This is a genomic window from Lactobacillus sp. C449L, assembly GCF_059900815.1.
This window is the reverse complement of record NZ_JBWXGA010000001.1, coordinates 134,264-155,286: the sequence shown is the minus strand read 5'-3', so window position 1 is coordinate 155,286 and position 21,023 is coordinate 134,264. Positions and strand designations below refer to the sequence as shown.

Below are 21,023 nucleotides of genomic sequence, written 5' to 3'. Positions count from 1 at the left end.
TTGCTTTTCTAAAGCTTCTTTTGACCTACTTATTCTAGCAGACTTTCGCAATAAAAGCATTAAATGCCAAGAACTAATGTGGTTTTAAGTGTTGATTTACATACTGTAATAACTTTGAAGTCGACATTTGTCTGATTTCTTGAACAAAGTTGATTTGCGAGTGAGTTGCGCAAAAATACTTAGACGAGTTTAACGGTTTTTTTGCGGGATTAGGAATAGCATATATTTTGCCTTGCTCCATTTTGATAAATTTCAATTCAAAGAAAACACGCAAAATAAATAGAAGATTGCGATAATCGAGATTCAAAAATGGTGCAACTTGACGATAATCTTCCGCTGATAATCCCGGATGTTGATGCACATACTTTAAAACCTGTTCAAAGGATAATTTATCAGGTATATGCTGCACCGGGAGCTGATCAAGTAAAAACCGAAGATATAACTGCTCAAAGCTATTATTATCTAATGCCAAATCAAACTCTTTTTGGTTATGCGGAACATCTAAGAATACAACAACTTCTCCTTCGCTGTTGTATTCATTTATCAAAGTAACCTTTTCAGGGTCGATATCATAGCGGTTAATTGCAATTGCTTTGTTCTTTTCATCAAACAGTAGGTACTTATCCGCAAACCCCATCACGTATTCTTCTTGACGAAGATCAATAACGGCGGGTATAGCAATGCTAGATCTTGGTGCCGAAAAAATCATTCCCTTCATTATTCCTTGAAGATTAACCTGGTTGCGATAACAATTCTCTCCCAGCTGAATAAAAATTTGATCAATATATGGTAAAAGCGTTCTGGTAAGATATTTTTTATTAAAGCCAACGACTTCTAGCTTGTTATTATTTCTGGACACGGTTAATTTAATGTGGCTTTTGTCCTTGCCCATGAAAAAACAGCTATTGATATTGGGATGAGTAATGCTAAAAACTGGCTGAATATTATCTGTTCCAAAGGGACCTACTTGGTTAATTTCAGCCATCGTATCAACACTAAGATTTGCAAGCGGCAGCTCAAAATCATAGTATTCAACCACATTTGTCTTTTTACCAGTAAAACTACCTTCAAAGGCCTCTCTTAAGGGCTCTATCTTTGTTTCGGTCATTGACAAACCACAAGCAAAATCATGACCACCAAATTTAGTAAAAAGTTCGTTTTTTAATGGATCAAGTGCATTAAACAAATTAAAACCAGAAATTGATCTCCCAGAACCTTTAATTTGACCGGCAGCATTTTTAGTTAACACAATTGTTGGCTTATGAACTTGTTCAACAAGTTTATTTGCCACTAAACCCAGAACTCCTTCATGAAAATCAGGATCATAAATAACCAGAGTATTTTTAGTCTGCCAACCATTTGATTTAATTTGCTTCAAACAGCTTTGAAAAACTTCCTCAGTAAGTTCTTTACGAGTTTCGTTTAGCTGCTCAATTTGATCTGCTAGGCTCTGCGCTTCTTCTTCATTTTCGCTTAAAAGAAGATCAACTGCCAAGCTGGCATTATCGAGCCTACCAACTGCATTTAAACGCGGAGCGATATTAAAACCTACATCAGTTTCATTAATTTGTCCCAGATTTAGACCAGCATTTTTAATTAAAGCACGAAGACCAGGTCTTTCAGTTTGATTAAGCACTTCTAAACCACGTTTAACAATAATATGCCCTTCTCCAGAAACCTTAACCATGTCGCCTATTGTACCAATCATTGCTAGTTCAAGTAGTTCGCTCATTGAATCTTGCATCAATTCTCGGCAAATTGTATATGCAACACCCGCGCCGCAATAGTCATCAAATGGATAAGTTTGACCAGGATAGTTGCAATGAACTAGTGCATAACTTTCGGGAATTTTTTCCTGAATCTTGTGGTGATCAGTAATAATCGTATCTACACCATTGCTTTTAGCATAGGCGACTTCTTCAATGCCTGTAATACCATTATCTACCGTAATGATAAGTTTGGTGCCATTAGCAACAATTTTCTTATATGCATTAAGGTTAGGACCATAACCATCACTAAAGCGATTAGGAATATAAAAATCCACATCAGCACCAAGAATACTTAAGGTTTCCATCATAATAGTAGTAGCTGTGATGCCATCAGCATCATAGTCACCATAAATAGTGATTTTTTCACCATTGTCAATTGCTTGATTAATCCGTTCAACTGCTTTTGACATATCATGCATCAAGGAAGGATCAGCAAGGTCATTTTCCGTAGCGTTGAACCAAAAGTTTAATTTCTCATCAGTGTTAACATCACGCAAAGAAAATAACTTAGCTTGAATTTCACTAAGCTGATATTTTTCTACTAACTTGGGGTCTAACTCTGCTCCAGAGCGTTGTTTCCAGTCTATCATTTAATTATTAAGCCTTTTTCTAAAAAGTGAATCATTATGAGTTGGGATTAAACTAAAATTAGGCAGTTTTTTAAACCGCCCAAAAATAACTAATTTAAATCATCATCGTTCATTCGCAATACAGCCATAAACGCATCTTGAGGAACTTCAACACGACCGACTGCTTTCATCCGTTTCTTACCGCGTTTTTGTTTTTCTAATAGCTTTGCTCGTCGATCTGGATCACCGGTATGAATCTTCCAGGTAACATCCTTTCGATATGGTTTAACTGTTGCACGAGAAATTATTTTTGCCCCAATGGCGCCCTGAATATCGACCTCAAAGTTCTGTCGAGGAATTAATTTCTTTAAAAGCGAAGTCATTTGACGAGCGCGATTTTGCGCTTCATCCCTATGAGCTATGAAGCTTAATGCGTCAATTACCTGCTTGTTAAGCAAAATATCAATTTTTACTAGGTCCGTTGCACGATAACCAGTTATTTCATAATCTAATGAAGCATAACCTTTTGTAGAAGATTTTAAATCATCAAAAAAATCATAAATGATTTCCGCAAGTGGCATATTGTAAATTACATTTACCCGATACTTATCCAAGTAATCCATTGTTACAAAATCGCCGCGCTTTTTCTGGCATAACTCCATAACTGGACCAACAAAGTCATTTGGCACCATTACCTCAGCTTTCACATAAGGTTCCTGTACCTCTTTATATTCTCCAGCCGACGGTAAATCTGATGGATTATCAATAATTTTAGTCGAGCCATCATTCATAATCGCGTGGTAGTCAACCGAAGGAGCTGTCATTATTAAATCAAGATCAAATTCTTGCTCTAAACGTTCTTGAACTACATCCATATGCAATAGTCCCAAGAACCCACAGCGAAAACCAAAACCCAGCGCGGTGGATGTTTCCGGCTCAAACTCTAAAGCCGCATCATTTAACTGCAACTTTTGTAAAGCCTCTTTTAAGTCATCATACTTAGAATTGTCCACCGGGTACATACCAGAGTATACCATCGGAGGAATCTGACGATAACCAGGTAGTGGTTCCGCCGTAGGATGTGCAGCCGAAGTAATCGTGTCACCAACTCCAGTTTCGCGAACTGACTTAATATTAGCAGTTAAATAGCCTACGTCACCAGCAATCAAGATGTCCTTTTTGACTGGATGCGGACTGGAAACTCCAACCTCGGTAACTTCGTACTCTTTGTCGGTGTTCATAATTTTAATACGATCACCGGGTTGAACAGTTCCTTCTTTAATTCTCACAGATAAAACGACACCACGATAGTCATCATATTTAGAGTCAAAAATCAGTGCTTTTAATGGATCTTCTAAATTGCCATCAGGGGCTGGAATTGTCTGCACAATTTGCTCAAGTAATTCTTCAATTCCCTGACCAGTTTTTCCAGAAACTTCAGCAGCGTTTGAAGCATCGATACCAAGCATTTCCGTAATTTCTTCTTTGGCCTGTTCTGGATTAGCTGATGGTAAATCAATTTTATTAATTACAGGTAAAATCTCTAAGTCATTATCAATTGCCAAATAGGTATTAGCAAGCGTCTGCGCTTGCACCCCTTGTGAAGCATCAACCACTAAAAGCGCACCTTCACATGCAGCCAGGGAACGCGATACTTCATAGGAAAAGTCAACGTGTCCCGGAGTATCGATTAAGTGAAAAATATAATCTTCACCATTTTTAGCATGATACTTGATTTCAACTGAGTTCATTTTAATCGTAATGCCTCGTTGACGCTCAAGAGGCATATCATCAAGCATTTGATTCTTTAATTGACGCTCAGAAACTGTATCCGTTAATTCTAAAATTCGATCCGCAATAGTCGATTTACCATGATCAATGTGCGCTACAATCGAAAAGTTGCGAATATGCTGTTGATAGTCTTGCAGTTTTTTAATATCCATAAATTATTTGCACCCTTTTTCTGTCTTTACTATTATAGCAAATTCAATAGTAGGTATAAAACGAATTGAAGAAAACTATTATTTTGGTTTATATCTAAAAAAGCGTCAAGCTACTTAAAAGCCTGACGCTTAATTGTTTATTAAACTCCACTAAAATGATTGGTCAAAAACCGTGTTACTGTAATTTCTCTTTTAATCTTTCGAAAAAGCCTTTTTCTTGTGGAGTGATTGAGCCTCCACCTGCTTTAACAAAATCAACTAACGCCTGTTTTTGTTTCTCATTAATCGTCTTAGGTATCTGAACCTGAATGGTGGTAATTTGATCCCCATTACCGTTACCACGTAAATAAGGTACACCTTCATTGTGTAAAGTAAACTTCTTATTCGGCTGCGTTCCTGCCGGAATCTTTAACTTCTTTTCACCATGAACGGTTTTAACATTTATCTCATCACCTAAAGTAGCTTGAGCAAACGAAATTGGTACCGTAGTATAAATGGTACTGCCATTACGCTCAAAGTCCTTAGAAGGTTTTATTCGATAGCTAATATATAAGTCTCCGTATGGGCCGCCATTTCTACCAGCTTCGCCTTGACCTTCATAGCGTAACTGTTGGCCATTATCAATACCAGCTGGAATATTAACTTCAATTGTGTTTTTACCATCAACAATCCCATTGCCGTGACAAGTTGGACATGGATGCTCAATAATCACGCCTCGTCCACGACACTTGTCGCAGGCGGTTTGCCGGCGAATAACTCCAATCATTGATTTTTGGCTAACCGTTATAAAGCCACTACCATTGCATTTATCACAAATAATCGGCTGCGTACCCTTTGCAGCACCATTACCGTGACAAGTTGAGCAAATCTCACTACGCGTGTAAGAAACCTGGGTCTTTTTACCATTGATTGCATCCATAAAGTCAATTGTTAGGGTGTAATCAAGATCTTCTCCACGACTAGGCGCTTTTGGATCAACATGACTCGAAGTACCAGCATTATTGAACAAATCACTAAAGATATCGCCAAAGTCACCGAAACCGCCAAAATCGCTGTAGCCCTGACCTGCTCCGCCGCCAAAACCGCCTTGACCATTTACTCCAGCAGAACCGAATTGGTCATATTGGGAACGCTTTTGCGGATCATGTAAGACTTCATAAGCTTCGTTAATTTCTTTATATTTTTGTTCCGCACCTGGCTCATGATTAATGTCTGGATGGTATTTTTTGGCTAATTTACGGTACGCAGAATTAATTTCTTTATCACTAGCATTTCGATCAACGCCTAGCACATTATAATAATCTTCTTGTGCCATCTAAAAGCTCCTTACTTTCCAAAAGAAAAGAACTACTTATACGGCAGTTCTTTTCTAGTTTATTCAATTATAAACCCTTTACTTATCTGGGTCTACTTTATGAAATTCACCTTCATCAGCTGAACCATTATTTGCGTTGCCATCTTGTGAGCCTGGGTTTTGTGGGCCTGCCTGTGGACCAGCTTGACCAGCTGCACCTTGATCTCCACCATTAGCTTGATATAACTTAACAGCTAAGTCTTGAGCAACTTTTGATAGTTCATCCTTTTTAGCTTTCATTTCGTCAAGATCATTGTCTTTTTGAGCCTTCTTTAATGCATCTAAAGCTTCTTGAACCTTCTTCGTATCATCCTCAGATACCTTATCCTTAACTTCACTTAAAGTCTTTTCAGTTGAGAAGATTAATTGGTCAACTTCGTTACGAAGATCAACCTCTTCTTTCTTCTTGTTATCTTCTTCAGCATGTTCTTCGGCTTCTTTTTGCATCTTTTGAATTTCTTCGTCAGATAATCCGGATGAACTCTTAATGGTAATCTTTTGTTCTTTTCCAGTGCCCATGTCTTTAGCAGAAACATTTACGATTCCGTTCTTATCAATGTCGAAAGTAACTTGAATTTGTGGCACACCACGAGGAGCAGCAGGGATATCAGTTAATTCAAAACGTCCTAAAGTCTTATCATCAGCAGCCATTGGACGTTCACCTTGTAATACGTGAACATCAACGGCAGGTTGATTATCAGCAGCAGTTGAAAAGATTTGACTCTTTGAAGTTGGAATAGTTGTATTCTTTTCAATCAACTTGGTGAAAACTCCACCCATTGTTTCAATACCAAGTGAAAGTGGCGTAACATCTAACAAAACAACATCTTTAACGTCACCAGAAATAACTCCGCCTTGAATTGCAGCACCCAAAGCAACAGCTTCATCAGGATTGATTGAGTGATCAGGTTCTTTACCAGCCCATTTCTTAACTGCTTCTTGAACAGCAGGAATACGAGTAGAACCACCATTCAAGATAACCTTATCAATATCATTAACTGTTAATTCAGCATCTTTCAGTGCATTGTCAAATGGAACTTTAGTACGGTCAACTAAGTCAGATGTTAATTCATCAAATTTAGCACGAGTTAAATCAGCTTCTAGATGAAGCGGACCTGACTCACCAGCAGAAATAAACGGAAGAGAAATGTGAGTTGAAGACACGCCAGACAAATCTTTCTTAGCTTTTTCAGCAGCGTCCTTTAGTCGTTGCAAAGCCATCTTGTCTTTAGAAAGATCAACACCATTCTCATCTTTAAAATTCTTGACGAGCCAGTCAATAATCTTATTATCAAAATCATCACCACCAAGGTGAGTGTCACCATTGGTTGAAAGTACTTGAAAGACTCCATCACCTAATTGTAGAACAGAAACATCGAAGGTACCACCACCGAGGTCGTATACCAAAACTTTTTCATCTTCGGCATCTTTATCAAGACCATAAGCAAGTGAAGATGCAGTTGGCTCATTGATAATTCGCTTAACTTCCAAACCAGCAATCTTACCAGCATCTTTAGTAGCTTGACGTTGCGCATCATTAAAGTAGGCCGGAACAGTAATAACTGCTTCAGTAACCTTTTCACCTAAATAATCTTCAGAAAATTTCTTGATATATTGTAAAATCATTGCTGAAATTTCTTGAGGAGTATAGGCTTTGTCACCTATCTTAACTTTATAATCAGCTTCACCCATATGACGCTTAATTGAAGAAATTGTGTTTGGATTAGTAATTGCTTGTCTTTTTGCAACTTCACCAACTTGAATTTCACCATCTTTAAAGGCAACTACAGATGGAGTGGTACGATTCCCTTCTGGGTTAGTAATAATCTTTGGTTCTTTTCCTTCAAGAACGGCAACTGCAGAGTTAGTAGTTCCGAGGTCAATACCGATAACTTTTGACATTAATAATCTTCCTTTCAATTACTGTGCAACAACAACCATTGCTGGTCTTAATGTACGGTCTTTATATAAATATCCTTTTTGTAATACTTGAACAACATGGTCTTTTTGTTCATCAGTTTCAGCTTCAACTGTTTGAACAGCTTGGTGTAAATTAGGATCAAATTTGGCACCTTCAGCGTCAATTTCGCTAATGCCATGATCTTTCATCGCTTTAACTAGAGCATCTAGAGTCATTTGAACTCCCTTTTTAAGCTGTCTTGAAGCATCATCATCAACTTCAGTGTCTAAAGCTCGTTCTAAATTGTCCATAGCTGGTAGAACATCTTTAGCTAGTGATTGCGATTCATACTTTATTAGTTGGGCACGTTCATTATTATAGCGGTTTTGCATATTCTGTATTTCCGCTTGACTACGTAAAAACTTATCTTCCAAGTTTTTCTTTTCTTCTTGTGCCTTTAATAATTCTTCCTTGATTTGTTTCTCAGGGGATTTTTTTTCGTCAGCCATAGTGTCTACTTTAGCTTTTTTACTCGACTTAGATTTTTCTTCAGTCTGTTCTTTATTAAGATCTTTTTCGCTAATATATTTATCCTTACTCACGGCTAACCTCCTTTACTTAAATCTACCATAATATTCGAGTAACTTTTTAGCCAATTCGTTTCTGAAATACTCTAAAAGGCTAATTACTTGCGAATAAGGCATATTGTTAGGGCCAAGTAAAGCGATTACTCCTTTACCATGTGAGCCGACGCTGTACTCTGCCGTAAGCAGACTATAATCTTTTAACAAGTCATTTGACAATTCTGAACCCAGACTAACCCGAATTGGATACTTGCCACCCTGAGAAGTCGCAGTTTCATCCAAAATACTAGAAATCAGATCATTATGGTCAATCAGTTCGTATAATGAGCGCAAACTAGATGCATCGGCTAAAGACGTGTTATTAAGCAAATTAATTTGCCCATCAACATACATCTGTTCACTAGCAGCATCATTAATAACATCTTCTACTAGATCAATTAACTCCGTTGCATGATTATTAGTGAGTCTCTTCCCCAACGTACTATTGAGCAAGGATGGAGTGACTTCATCTAAAGTCTTTCCAACTAACTCATCATTAATCATCCGCACAGCTTTCTCGATTTCATCACCATATACATTATACGGCAAACTATAAACCTGATTATGTACATTGCCGTCACTGGTAACTAAAATTGCCATAATCTGACGACTAAACAGTGGTACAATTCGAAAACCAGTAATAGTTAGAGCACTACTTTCAGGACCTTCGGCAAAAGCTGTATAATTGGTTAAATCAGATAAAATTTTTGCAGCTTCTTGAACAATCTCATTAACTTGATGAAAAGGTTGATCCAACTGACTTCCAATTTTTTCATAAACAGAAGATGGAATCTGCAAAGGTTCAAGCAAGTTATCAAGATAATAACGATAACCTTCAGTTGATGGTACTCGCCCACTCGAAAGGTGTGTTTTTTCAAGCAAACCTTTATCTTCCAAAACAGCCATTTCATTGCGAATAGTTGCACTCGAAACCTTGATTGGCAGTTGATTCATGACAGTCTTAGAACCGACCGGATCGTGTGTCTGCGTAAAATCGTTAATAATTGTTTTTAAAATTAATTCTTGACGTTCGGTCAACATAAACATCGCCCTCACTTTTAGCACTCATACTTCTTCGGTGCTAACAATTATTATGATACTAGCTTTTAGCAGAATGTCAAGCTGAGTGCTAAAAAAATTGTAAATAAATTTAATTGCTGAGTTTTAGCCTTTTTCAGCAAAATATTTCTTTATTTCCAATTCATCTTGTTCCATCTGCTTTTTCAGATCTTTTAAGTTGTCGAACTTAATTTCACCACGGGTATATTTGTACCAAGCAATGACCATATCTTTATCGTATGCTTCTTCATCAAAACCAAACAGATTAGATTCAATAAAGATTTTTTTACTATCATGAATCGTTACATTATAACCGACGCTTGTCATTGACTCGTACCATTGACCATCAATTTTGGTTTTGGTAGCATAAACTCCTACTTTAGGAATAACTTTACTTCCTGTCCATACTAGATTAGCAGTTGGAAATCCAAGCTTATGACCATTCCTGAGTCCATGACCGATAGTTCCTGACATTACATATGGTTCACCAAGCAATTCTTCAGCAAGACCCATATTACCCGCAGTTATCGCTTTTTTGATCTCAGTTGAACCAATTTTTTGCCCCTCATATGATTGCTTGGGAACGTCAACAATCTTGAATCTGTTTTTAGCAAATTTAGGGAAATTAGCCATATTAGCAATATCTCTAGGACCGTATGTATAGTCAAAACCAGCGACAACTGTATCTGCTTTCAACTTCACAATAATATTATCGACAAATTCTTGAGCCGCTAGTTTACGAAATTGATTATTGAAGTGCATCACCACTAAAAAATCAACTCCAAGTTTCTCCATCTTATAAGCTTTTTCAGCTAAATTATCAATATAAGTTACATCAGTATTTTGATAAACTTCTTTTGGATGGCGATCAAAAGTCATTACCACTAAGGGAAGATGCTTTTCAACCGACTTATCCTTCGCTATTCTAATTAAATGTTGATGTCCGCGATGGACACCATCGAAAAAGCCCAAAACTAAAATAATTCTAGTTTGGAATACCTCTTTTTTAATTGGATAAGTTAAATGGATAATTTGCACAATAAAACCTTCATTCCACCTATTCGTTTTGCAACAACATTAAAAATGGTCGGTAAACGGCATTATCTTTCTGGTATATTGCCTTAATGCTATTATTGTACCGTAACGCAATGCTTTTTGCATCCGTTTTCAAAACGATTGAATTGCCATTTTTAACCTTTAACCATTGTCCTTGATTTAAGTTAACTTGATCATAGTCTTTAAAAAAGGTATCAATGGGTTGAACTAATTCGTTTGCTTTTGCTGGATTATTGATAATCTCGTCTAGCTTGACTGCTTGACTAAGGTTAAAGCCGGAACTAGCTGTCCGTCTCAATGTTTGCATAACTGCCGGAACGCCAAGCTTTGCGCCCAAGTCATTAACTAGTGACCTTACATAAGTTCCTTTACTACATTCAATTTCAAAATCAAACGTTTCTTGGTTACTATTTTGATCAAAAATAGGCTCAGACTTAATATCATATGAATAAACTTGAACAGTTCTTTTAGGTCTTTCAACTGCAATACCTGCACGAGCATATTCGTATAAATGTTTACCATTAACTCGAACAGCAGAGTATAACGGAGGAACCTGGTCTATTGTACCAACAAAGTCTTGCATTTTATTCTGAATTTCTGACTTAGCAATCGGATTAACCAACTTTTGGGACTCCGTAACTGTACCACTCACATCATAACTATCTGTTGCATAACCCAAAATACCAGTTCCTTCGTATTTCTTGTTTTGCGCATGCATTAATTCAATTAGCTTAGTAGCTTGCCCAATCGCAATTGGCAAAACTCCAGTTACATCTGGATCAAGGGTTCCTGCATGACCAATTTTTTTAATATGTAGTGCCTTACGCAAATGGTAAACTACATCAGCACTTGTCATGCCCTTGTCTTTATCGATTACTAAAATTCCGTTTATCATTTTACCTTATCCATCTAAAAAAGCGCCATAAACGGCGCTTTTTTTGTTAATTATCTCGATCGGCATCCTGTTTTTTCACTTCAGCGATTAAACGATCGATTTTGCTTCCATACTTAACCGAATTGTCGCGCTTAAAAATTAGCTCAGGCACTTTGTATACCGTTAAAATTTGACCGAGCAGATGGCGCATCATGCCTTTAGACTTTTCCAATCCAGCCGCAACTTCTTGTTCTTTTTCAGTGTCTTCAGAAAGTATGCTGTAGTATACAGTTGCGTAAGATAAATCATTAGTGCATTCAACCGCAGTAATTGTAACGTCGCTGACACGCGGATCTCTAATATCTTTACGCAAAATTTTAGTTAATTCACGGAGGATTTCTCCTTCAACGCGACCCACTCTGTGCTTCATTTTCGCCTCCTAGTTAAACTTAGCTAGGTTTAACTTCTTGCTGTTCAACTGCTTCAAGCTCATCACCGACTTTAATGTCATTGTAGCCTTCAATTGTTAAACCACAATCGAATCCTTGCTTAACAATTTTAGCATCATCCTTAAAACGTTTAAGCGAAGCAACTTTACCACTGTAAATTACTACACCGTCACGAATTAGGTTAACATCTGCATCCCGTGAGACGTAACCTGAGTCAACAAAAGCTCCAGCAATTGTACCAACTTTAGATACTTTCCAAGTTTCACGTACAGTCAAATTACCGACAACTTTATCTTCGTATGTTGGTTCAAGCATACCTTGCATAGCTGCCTTAACATCATCTATTGCCTTATAAATAATGCTGTATAAGCGGATATCAACACCATCAGTTTCAGCTTGAGATTTAGCAGTTGCTGTAGGGCGAACATTAAAACCAATAATGAATGCATTTGAAGCACCGGCAAGTGTAACATCAGACTCATTAACTGCCCCAACTCCGGCATGGATAATATTTACCCGCACGCCTTCAACTTCAATCTTTTCAAGTGATTGTTGTAAAGCTTCTGCTGAACCTTGAACATCTGCTTTCAAGACCACGCCAACTTCTTTCATGTTCTCTTTCTTCATTGTATCGAATAAATTATCAAGAGTAACATGTTGTACATTTTCACGCGATTGTTGCAATGCTTGCTGAGCTCTTTGCTCACCAACACTACGAGCAGTCTTCTCATCTTCAAAGACAACAATCTTATCAGCTGATTCTGGCACATCATTTAAACCAGTAATTTCGACTGGCATTGATGGTGTTGCTTTGTCAACCTGACGACCACGATCATTAGTCATAACTCTAACGCGACCAAAGCGATTACCAACAACAATTGGGTCACCTGTATGCAAAGTACCTTGTTGAACTAGTAAATCGGCCACAGGACCACGCCCTCTTGACAAACGCGCTTCAATAACAGTTCCGATTGCCTTCTGCTTTGGATCAGCTTTGAGTTCCATGACATCAGCCTGCAACAGTATCATTTGCAACAATTCATCAACATTATCACCTGTTTTAGCCGAAATGTTTACAAATATGGTGTCACCACCATAGTCCTCTGGAATTAAGTTATACTTCATTAATTGCTCGGTAACATGCTGAGGATTAGCACCAGGTGCATCCATCTTGTTAATGGCAACAATGATCGGAACTTTCGCACTCTTAGCATGATCAATTGCTTCAATAGTTTGTGGCATTACGCCGTCATCAGCAGCTACTACCAATACAACAATATCAGTAATCTCGGCACCACGTTCACGCATGTTTGAAAAAGCGGCATGTCCTGGAGTATCCAAAAAAGTAATCAAGTGGTTATCAAATCTGACTTGATAAGCACCTATTTTTTGGGTAATACCGCCAGCTTCATGATCAGTTACGTGAGTATGGCGTAACCGATCGAGCAAAGTCGTTTTACCATGGTCAACGTGCCCCATAATTGTTACTACTGGTGGACGTTTAATTTGATGCTTAGATTTCTCAGAGGCTTCCATACGCTTGCTGTATAAGTTGTCAATATCAGCAATGTCCTCATGCACTTTTTCTTCGGCATTTATGCCATATTCGGCGGCAATTAACTCAATTGCATCTTTATCTAATGACTGGTTTTGGTTAGTCATCACACCAAGCATAAACAACTTTTTAACAATTTCAGCTGGCTCACGGTGTAAAGTTTTGCCTAAGTCTTGCGCATTCATCCCAACTTCATAAACTAAAGTTTCAGGTAATGGACGCTCTTTTCTTTGAGTAGGTTGCTTTTTAGGTATTTGTTCAACCTGACGCTTCTTATTTTTATTTTTGCGCTTTTCCTGATGCTTTGAATAGGTATTATTTGTACCATAGGCTTGGTTTTTCCCTTTACGACCAGGTTTACCACCATTGCGAGAATTGTGACCATTTCCACGGCGATTTTCTTCTTTGACTGGTTCAGGAACCGCAGCAGTATCAACCGTTCTATCTCTATACTGATCAGAATTCGAGTTAGTCTGGCTTTGCTTCATTCTTGCCGGCGAAGGCTTAATAATCTTAGGGCCAACAACTTCGGTTGTTTGGGCTTCAACTTTAGTATCTTTTACTTCAGTCCTTCTAGTTGTTTTTACTTCATCTTTGGCAGTTTTTTGTTTATTTTGCTTATTGATATAAGACTCATGAGCCTGTTCAGCTTGTTGGTTTAACGTATTTTCTTCAACTCTCTGCTTTTGTTTTAATTGCTTAAGTAAATCTTGAGCCGCAGGTTTTTGGGTTCTTTGCGTATTTCTTGGATTAGAACGTTGTTGAGTTTGCTCTTGCCCTTGACGATTGCGGTTATTAAAGCGCTGGTTATTATTGCTACGCCGGTTACTTTTTGCGCTTTTACCGTCTTCGTTACTTTTTTCATTTTTCCGAATCGAAGTAACAGAAATCTTAATCTTACTGCTCTTTTTGGCAGGTTTCTCTTGCTGCTTAGCGGGAGCGGGTTTACTAAAACTACCCTTTAATTGATCTACTTGTGAATCTTCTAGTGATGACATATGGTTTTTTACATCAAAGCCAAGGTCTTTCGCCTTTTTGACCACGTCTTTATTATCGATGCCTAAATCTTTTGCAATTTCATAAATTCTTTTCTTAGCCATCAAATCACACTCCTTCATTAATCTTTTGTACTAGCGCTTCGCAAAAACCTGTATCAGTAATCCCTAATACTTTTCGTTTTTTACCAATCGCCTGTGACATTTCTCTACTATCAAAACAAGAGATAACTTTAACATTGTTCTGTTGAGCAACTCTTGAAAGTTTTTCGCTCGTATCAGCGTGACTGTCATTAGCTAAAACCACAATTTTAACTTTTTTAGCTTTTAGACCAACAATAACTAGTTCAAGTCCTGAAACTAATTTTCCAGCTCGTTCAGCAAGCCCAAGCAAATTTAATGCTTTTTGTCTATTTTGCAAATCTACTTATCACCAAACAATTCTTTCCTAGCCTTTTGATGATCTACATAAGAATACAACTCTTCGTAAAACGAATCTGGAATTTTGGATCCTAAACTTCTTTCAAGCAGACCCTTTTCCTGGGCTTGCTTAATCATACTCGGATCTAGTGAAACGTAAGCTCCTCGTCCTGGCTTTTTGCCAGTTGGATCAACGGAAACTTTTTTTTCCTTATCAATCACAATGCGAACCAGTTCTTTTTTTGGTTGCATGCTGTTTGTCAGCAAATCTTTTCGCATTGGAATTCTTCTTTTTTTCAAAAGAACTCACCCCTCAACTTGTTATTCGTCGGTTGCTTCCTCTTCATCAGTAACTAATTCCGAATCTGAATTTTCGTCAGTTTCTTCGTCCGCTATCGAACTATTTTCATCAGTAACTGAATCAGCTATATCTTCAACGGCTTCGTTTACAGCCTCACTAACTACCTCATCTTCGTTTTCTTCGTTAGCCTCATTTGGAGTTTCATCAACAAATTCAACTTCAGACTCTGGTCTAATATCGATCTTGTACCCAGTTAACCGAGCTGCCAAACGAACATTTTGCCCTTTTTTACCAATAGCAAGCGATAATTGATAGTCTGGCACAATGACTAATGCACTCTTTTCATCATCCTCATCACCAAACTGAACCGCAATAACTTCAGCTGGGTTTAAAGCATTAGCAATAAAATCAGAAGGATCTTCTTCATATTTAACAACATCAATATTTTCGCCATCGAGTTCATTTACGACATTTTGCACACGGGCTCCGCGCTGACCAACACAAGTTCCAACCGGATCTATATTAGGGTCGTTTGACTTAACAGCAATCTTAGTTCGGTCACCGGCTTCCCGAGCGATTGAAACAATTTCAACTGTTCCATCATAGATTTCCGGAACTTCCTGTTCAAACAATCGTTTAACCATATCAGGTGCTGTACGGGAAACGGTAATTTGTGCTCCCTTAGAATCTGAACCAACATGGGTAACTAGTACACGAATTTGATCTTGAGGATTGTAATTCTCATTTGGCATTTGATCATTTCTTGGCATTACAGCTTCGACATTATCAATTTTAACATAAACAAAGCGATTATCGCGTCTTTCGACTGTACCAGTAATTAATTCGTCTTCATATTGTGAATACTCATTAATGATGTGATTTCTTTCAGCTTCACGCAAATGTTGCATAATAACTTGTTTAGCAGTTTGTGCAGCAATTCGACCAAAGTTCTTAGGAGCAACTTCAAAGCGAATTGTATCGCCAAGCTCATATGCTTTATTTATTACTAATGCATCTTTTAAACTGACTTCGAGCCGGTCATCATGAACCTCTTCAACCACAACTTTCTCGGTCATTAATTTAAAGTCGCCCTTGTTTTTATCAAATTCAACTACTACATTCGTTGCTTGATTATAGTTCTTTTTATAAGCCGCAACAAGCGCAGCCTCTATAGCCTCGACAATAACGTCTTGTTTGATACCCTTGGTTTTTTCTAAAGTCGCAAACGCCTCTAGCATTTCTTTAGACATAAGTTTTAATCAGCCTTTCTAAAATTCAATTGCAAAACGAATATTTGCAATCAACTTACGGAGAATCTTTATTTGTTTCCGTCTTGTTTTTATCTTGACTTCCAGTTCGATTTCATCATCATTATATGACTTCAGAATTCCTTCAAACTCCTTTTCACCAGAAACCTTTTGGTAGAGCCCAACATGAATATAATTATTTAATGCTGCTTGCCAATCGTTTTCGGTTTTTATTGGACGCTCGATGCCAGGAGAAGATAGTTCTAAAACGTAAGGATCAGGAAACGGATCAGGTTCAATTTCATCAAGCTTAGCTGAAATCAGTTCGCTAAGACCAGCAATTTCATCCATATCTATTCCATTTTCACGGTCAACGTATATTCTTAAATAATTCTGACCTTTTTCTTTTACGTATTCAATATCCACCAATTCATCATTGCGTGAAGCAATAATGGGCTTGATTTCTGCAAGAACAGAATCTTTAACTTTCGCCAAGTACTTTCCTCCGTAATAAAAAGAGTGAGCACAAATTGCTCACTCCGAATCACTTATTCGAACTTCTTTAAGAAGTATACCATAACTAGATAAATACTGCAAAATTTTAGAAAAGAGAAAGCTGATTTTGATCTGGCATCCCTTCTAAAACTTCGTTTTCTTCCAAGTAGTCCATAATTGTTTGCGATACTTTGCCTCGATTTGCCAAATCCTCTTTTGATAAAAATGCCTGTTCACCTCTGGCAGCAACAATTTGTTTGGCAGCATTATTACCAAGACCAGGAACAGCATTGAATGGAGCTAAAATCGTGTGATCATCCAGAATTTTGAAATTCATAGCTTCTGACTCATTAATATCCACCATTTTAATCTTAATTCCCCGTTCCAAACATTCGTTAGCTATCTCCAAAACAGTTAACAAACTTTTATCTTTAGCAGTCGCATCGTTTCCTTTTCCTTGGATGTCGGCCATGGCTTTTTTAACCGTGTTCTTACCATGACTCATCGCAACCAGGTCGAACAAGTCAGCACGAACTGAGAAGTAAGCAGCATAATATATTTCAGGATAATAGACTTTAAACCAAGCAATTCTTAAAGCCATCAAAATATAGGCAGTTGCATGTGCCTTTGGGAACATATACTTGATTTTGAGACAAGATTGAATATACCAGTCAGGTATTTTATCGTTTTGCTTTAAAACTTCCATGTCTTCATCACTGATACCTCGTCCATGTCGTACCGATTCCATTGTGGAAAAGGCCACTTCTGGTTTAACGCCCCAGTGAATTAAGTCTGTCATGATGTTGTCCCGACAACCAATAACGTCTTTTAATACGCAAGTTCCGTTATTAATTAATTCTTCTGCATTACCAAGCCAAACATCAGTACCATGTGATAATCCAGAAATCTGCAATAATTCAGAAAATGTGGTCGGCTTCGTTTCTTCGAGCATTCCCCGAACAAATCTGGTTCCAAATTCAGGTACGCCTAAAGTGCCAGTTTCCGATTGAATTTGTTCCGGAGTAACATCAAGAATTTTTGGACTTGAAAATAGCGACATTACTCCAGGATCATCGGTTGGAATAGTAAGTGGATCAACACCTGATAAATCCTGTAGCATTCTAATCATTGTTGGATCATCATGTCCAAGAATATCAAATTTTAAGATGTTATCGTGAATTGAATGGAAATCAAAGTGGGTTGTTTTCCAAGCCGCATTAGTATCATCAGCAGGATATTGAACAGGAGTAAAATCATAAATATCCATATCATCAGGTACAACGACAATTCCTGCTGGATGTTGACCTGTTGTTCTTTTAACACCACTGACACCAGCCGCTAAACGATCAAGTTCTGCTTTACGCAGATTAAGTTCTTTTTCATCATCATAATGTTTTGCGTAACCGTATGCAGTTTTGTCAGCAACTGTTGCAATTGTCCCAGCTCGATACGAATTACCTGGACCAAACATTACTCGAATAAAGTTATGGGCAACTGGCTGATAATCTCCAGAAAAGTTCAAATCGATATCAGGTACTTTATCTCCATGAAAACCTAAGAACGTAGCAAACGGAATATCTTGTCCATCTTTAACTAAATCAGTCCCACATTTCGGACATTTTTTATCAGGTAAATCGTAGCCAGAACCATATTCACCATTTTCAAAAAATTCAACATATTTACATTCAGGACAACGATAATGCGGTGCTAGCGGATTAACTTCCGTAATACCGGACATGGTAGCTACCAAACTTGAACCAACTGAGCCTCGCGAACCAACTAAATATCCATCTTTATTTGACTTCGCAACTAGCCTTTGCGAGATTAAGTAAATAACAGCATAACCGTTAGAAATAATTGAGTTTAGTTCCATATCTAAACGATCTTGAACGATTTTAGGAAGTGGCTTGCCATATAGTTCATATGCTTTGTCATAGGTTAGCTTTTTCATCTCTTCATCAGAGTTTTCGATGTGTGGCGGATAGAGCCCATCTTTAATCGGAGAAATTTCCTCAACAGATTCGGCAATCTTATTTGGGTTGGTAATTACAATTTCTTTAGCTGCTGCTTCACCTAAGAAACTAAAGGCGTCTAACATTTCTTGCGTAGTATAAAAATGCAAATCAGGTTGCTTTTTATTACGATCAGGGTTACTTCTTTGAGCTGAAATTAAAATGGTACGGTAAATTGCATCATGCTCTTCTAAATAATGCACATCACCAGTTGCTACAACAGGTTTTTCCAGTTCTTTTCCTAGTTTATAAATGTTGGTCAGGATTTCTTTAAGTTCAGCCTCGTCAGAAATTAAATGGTCTTCAATTAACTCAGCATAGCTTGCCGGAGGTTGCACTTCAATATAATCATAGAATCGAGCCTTTTTGCGTGCTTCTTCATAGCCTTTTTGCATCATAGCTACAAAAACTTCACCCTCCGCGCAACCAGATCCGTATAATAAACCTTGATGATTTTTAACTAAATCTGACTTTGGCGTACGCGGAATGCGGTAAAAATATTTTGTATTTGCAATTGATACAAGACGATACATATTCTTTAAACCGGCTTGGTTTTTGGCCAAAATGGTCATGTGCTGCGGTCGCGCTCTTTGGAAAACTTTGCCATGGGCAGCATAATCGTTCATTTTTCCAAGATCATCTTCATCGTACTTTTTAGTAAAAGCCTCAAGCAATTTGAACATTAGATAGCCAGTAGCCTCAGCATCCTGATTTGCGCGATGATGGTGTTCAAGAACTACATTATACTTTTTGGCAAGTGAATCCAATGTATGACGAGTTTGTTCAGGATGAAGTAAGCGAGATATTTCCAGCGTATCAACCACCGGTTGCGTTATTTCCGCTAAATTTGCCCGACGTAAGGCCGCATTAATAAAACCAACGTCAAATTGAACATTATGACCACATAAAGGGCGGTCTCCATAAAAATCTTGAAACTGCTTAATGACAGTATCTTCGTTATCGGCTGAACTAACCATTTCATCTGTAATTGAAGTCAGATTAATAGTTTGTTCGCTCAACGGGTGATGTGGATTAATAAACTTGTCAAACCGCTCAATTACTTCACCGTTCTTCATTTTTACGGCGCCAATTTCAATAATTGTGTCGTATACGGAAGAAAGCCCGGTGGTTTCGACATCAAAAATCACAAATTCTTGGTCCTCATATTTCATTGGAGCAGGATTGAGAACCAAAAGAGCATGATCATCAATCATATTTGCTTCAAGCCCATAAACAATTTTTACATCATTTTTTTTGCCCGCATTGTATGCTTCAGGGAATGCTTGAACATCAGCATGGTCCGTGATAGCAACTGCTTTTTGCCCAAACTTTTTAGCTGCCAGAACAAAATCAGTTGCTGTATTAGTGGCATCCAACTGACTCATATTAGTGTGAAGATGTAGTTCAACTCGCTTTTCATCATCTTCATATTTTTCTTGGCGACCAACATGCTGAACCGACTCAAAACTCGAAATATTAAAAACAACATCATGACTCCACTGATCTTCTGTAGCAGAGCCTTGCATTTTCGCCCATGAACCCGGTTTTAATTCACTAATGCTCTTTAACTGGTCCTTATCTGAAATAAATTTTTTGAATGAAATTGAATCAGTATAATCAGTAATTTCTCCAGTATAAATTACTGTACCGGTTTTTAGTTCTCGAGAGTCTATATTAAAAATATTACCCTCAATAACAACATTAGTAGTGCCGTCAACAACATCCTTAATTTGTGTTATTGGCAAGCTTTCATCAAGTTTACGGTTTCCATAACGTGTTTTCTTTGTTGGGTAGATCTGAGATTGTGGCTTTTCTTTGATTGGAGCAGTATTATATGCTTCCTGCATAATTTGCTCGTGTTGTTCGTGAAGCTGTTCCAAACTATCTAAATTACTTTGAGAATTTACTTCGTCAATTTCAGTAACGAATTTGAGATTGAAAAAGCCATAATCTCTCATTTCTTCAGCTAGCTGGTCGAGTAGCTTTTGTTCAATTAGACCGTCAACTACCAGGTTATCAACCGGAATAATCCAGCGACCATTTTCTTTTTTAGGTTTATGACTAGAAATAAACTCACGAGCAACAGGTTGTAGTATCTCAGAATTTTGAACAGCATATTGCCAATAATCAGTTAAATATGCATCAAGCCCGTCTTCAGTTCGCACAAAAAGGCTCACTTCCACAAAAGAAGAAAAGTTAGCTTTTATTGCTTTGCTCAAAGCATCATAGGTTTCAAATTTAAGGGGTGTAGTAAAAAGAACATGGATATCCCACTTATGTTCGTTAGCGTATACATCCACGTTCTCAATTTCGCCTTTTTGCAATAAATCATTATCCTCAAATTGATCTGGAAAATGGATTTGTTGTAAAAGTCGTAAGAAAAGTTCGTTTTTATCAGTCAC

15 protein-coding genes are annotated in these 21,023 nt (G+C 37.6%); all 15 read right to left on the bottom strand.

Translation table 11 applies throughout. From position 1 onward, the window contains the following. Window positions 1-73: 73 nt before the first annotated feature. Window positions 74-2,356, bottom strand: a complete 2,283-nt coding sequence (gene recJ, locus AC2JF9_RS00770) for a single-stranded-DNA-specific exonuclease RecJ (RefSeq protein WP_500725378.1) — start codon at window positions 2,354-2,356, stop codon at window positions 74-76. 92 nt (window positions 2,357-2,448) lie between these two features. Next, entirely contained in the window at window positions 2,449-4,281 is a 1,833-nt protein-coding gene (gene lepA, locus AC2JF9_RS00765; RefSeq protein WP_500724766.1) for a translation elongation factor 4, read from the bottom strand. A 175-nt stretch (window positions 4,282-4,456) separates the two neighbouring features. Beyond that, window positions 4,457-5,596, bottom strand: coding sequence for a molecular chaperone DnaJ (gene dnaJ / locus AC2JF9_RS00760; RefSeq protein WP_500724765.1), 1,140 nt, complete (start codon window positions 5,594-5,596; stop codon window positions 4,457-4,459). A 78-nt stretch (window positions 5,597-5,674) separates the two neighbouring features. Continuing rightward, a complete protein-coding gene (gene dnaK, locus AC2JF9_RS00755) occupies window positions 5,675-7,537 on the bottom strand; it encodes a molecular chaperone DnaK (protein ID WP_500724764.1) in 1,863 nt (620 codons plus the stop codon). Window positions 7,538-7,555: 18 nt separating this feature from the next. After that, window positions 7,556-8,137, bottom strand: a complete 582-nt coding sequence (gene grpE / locus AC2JF9_RS00750; RefSeq protein WP_500724763.1) for a nucleotide exchange factor GrpE — start codon at window positions 8,135-8,137, stop codon at window positions 7,556-7,558. A 12-nt stretch (window positions 8,138-8,149) separates the two neighbouring features. Continuing rightward, window positions 8,150-9,199, bottom strand: coding sequence for a heat-inducible transcriptional repressor HrcA (hrcA, locus tag AC2JF9_RS00745; RefSeq protein ID WP_500725377.1), 1,050 nt, complete (start codon window positions 9,197-9,199; stop codon window positions 8,150-8,152). 123 nt (window positions 9,200-9,322) lie between these two features. Then, window positions 9,323-10,255 carry a riboflavin biosynthesis protein RibF gene (ribF, locus tag AC2JF9_RS00740; protein ID WP_500724762.1) on the bottom strand — a complete coding sequence of 311 codons (933 nt, stop codon included), beginning with the start codon at window positions 10,253-10,255 and terminating at the stop codon, window positions 9,323-9,325. A 19-nt stretch (window positions 10,256-10,274) separates the two neighbouring features. Continuing rightward, window positions 10,275-11,168, bottom strand: coding sequence for a tRNA pseudouridine(55) synthase TruB (truB, locus tag AC2JF9_RS00735; RefSeq protein ID WP_500724761.1), 894 nt, complete (start codon window positions 11,166-11,168; stop codon window positions 10,275-10,277). A 46-nt stretch (window positions 11,169-11,214) separates the two neighbouring features. Next, window positions 11,215-11,577: a ribosome-binding factor A gene (locus AC2JF9_RS00730; protein ID WP_500724759.1), complete on the bottom strand. Its 363-nt coding sequence runs from the start codon at window positions 11,575-11,577 to the stop codon at window positions 11,215-11,217. A gap of 19 nt (window positions 11,578-11,596) precedes the next feature. After that, window positions 11,597-14,251, bottom strand: a complete 2,655-nt coding sequence (infB, locus tag AC2JF9_RS00725) for a translation initiation factor IF-2 (protein WP_500724758.1) — start codon at window positions 14,249-14,251, stop codon at window positions 11,597-11,599. Between the two features lie 4 nt (window positions 14,252-14,255). Next, window positions 14,256-14,567 carry a L7Ae/L30e/S12e/Gadd45 family ribosomal protein gene (locus tag AC2JF9_RS00720; RefSeq protein ID WP_500724757.1) on the bottom strand — a complete coding sequence of 104 codons (312 nt, stop codon included), beginning with the start codon at window positions 14,565-14,567 and terminating at the stop codon, window positions 14,256-14,258. 2 nt (window positions 14,568-14,569) lie between these two features. After that, window positions 14,570-14,866, bottom strand: a complete 297-nt coding sequence (gene rnpM, locus AC2JF9_RS00715) for an RNase P modulator RnpM (protein ID WP_500724756.1) — start codon at window positions 14,864-14,866, stop codon at window positions 14,570-14,572. Between the two features lie 21 nt (window positions 14,867-14,887). Further along, entirely contained in the window at window positions 14,888-16,117 is a 1,230-nt protein-coding gene (gene nusA / locus AC2JF9_RS00710) for a transcription termination factor NusA (RefSeq protein WP_500724755.1), read from the bottom strand. A gap of 18 nt (window positions 16,118-16,135) precedes the next feature. Further along, on the bottom strand, window positions 16,136-16,609 hold the full coding sequence (gene rimP, locus AC2JF9_RS00705; RefSeq protein WP_500724754.1) for a ribosome maturation factor RimP: 474 nt from the start codon (window positions 16,607-16,609) through the stop codon (window positions 16,136-16,138). Window positions 16,610-16,715: 106 nt separating this feature from the next. Further along, window positions 16,716-21,023: a PolC-type DNA polymerase III gene (locus tag AC2JF9_RS00700; protein WP_500724753.1), complete on the bottom strand. Its 4,308-nt coding sequence runs from the start codon at window positions 21,021-21,023 to the stop codon at window positions 16,716-16,718.

What these genes read in the sequence shown, in the direction of transcription:
- lepA (WP_500724766.1), bottom strand. Translation starts at nt 4,281, where the DNA reads ATGGATATTAAAAAACTGCAAGACTATCAACAGCATATTCGCAACTTT.
- dnaJ (WP_500724765.1), bottom strand. Translation starts at nt 5,596, where the DNA reads ATGGCACAAGAAGATTATTATAATGTGCTAGGCGTTGATCGAAATGCT.
- dnaK (WP_500724764.1), bottom strand. Translation starts at nt 7,537, where the DNA reads ATGTCAAAAGTTATCGGTATTGACCTCGGAACTACTAACTCTGCAGTT.
- hrcA (WP_500725377.1), bottom strand. Translation starts at nt 9,199, where the DNA reads ATGTTGACCGAACGTCAAGAATTAATTTTAAAAACAATTATTAACGAT.
- truB (WP_500724761.1), bottom strand. Translation starts at nt 11,168, where the DNA reads ATGATAAACGGAATTTTAGTAATCGATAAAGACAAGGGCATGACAAGT.
- AC2JF9_RS00730 (WP_500724759.1), bottom strand. Translation starts at nt 11,577, where the DNA reads ATGAAGCACAGAGTGGGTCGCGTTGAAGGAGAAATCCTCCGTGAATTA.
- infB (WP_500724758.1), bottom strand. Translation starts at nt 14,251, where the DNA reads ATGGCTAAGAAAAGAATTTATGAAATTGCAAAAGATTTAGGCATCGAT.
- nusA (WP_500724755.1), bottom strand. Translation starts at nt 16,117, where the DNA reads ATGTCTAAAGAAATGCTAGAGGCGTTTGCGACTTTAGAAAAAACCAAG.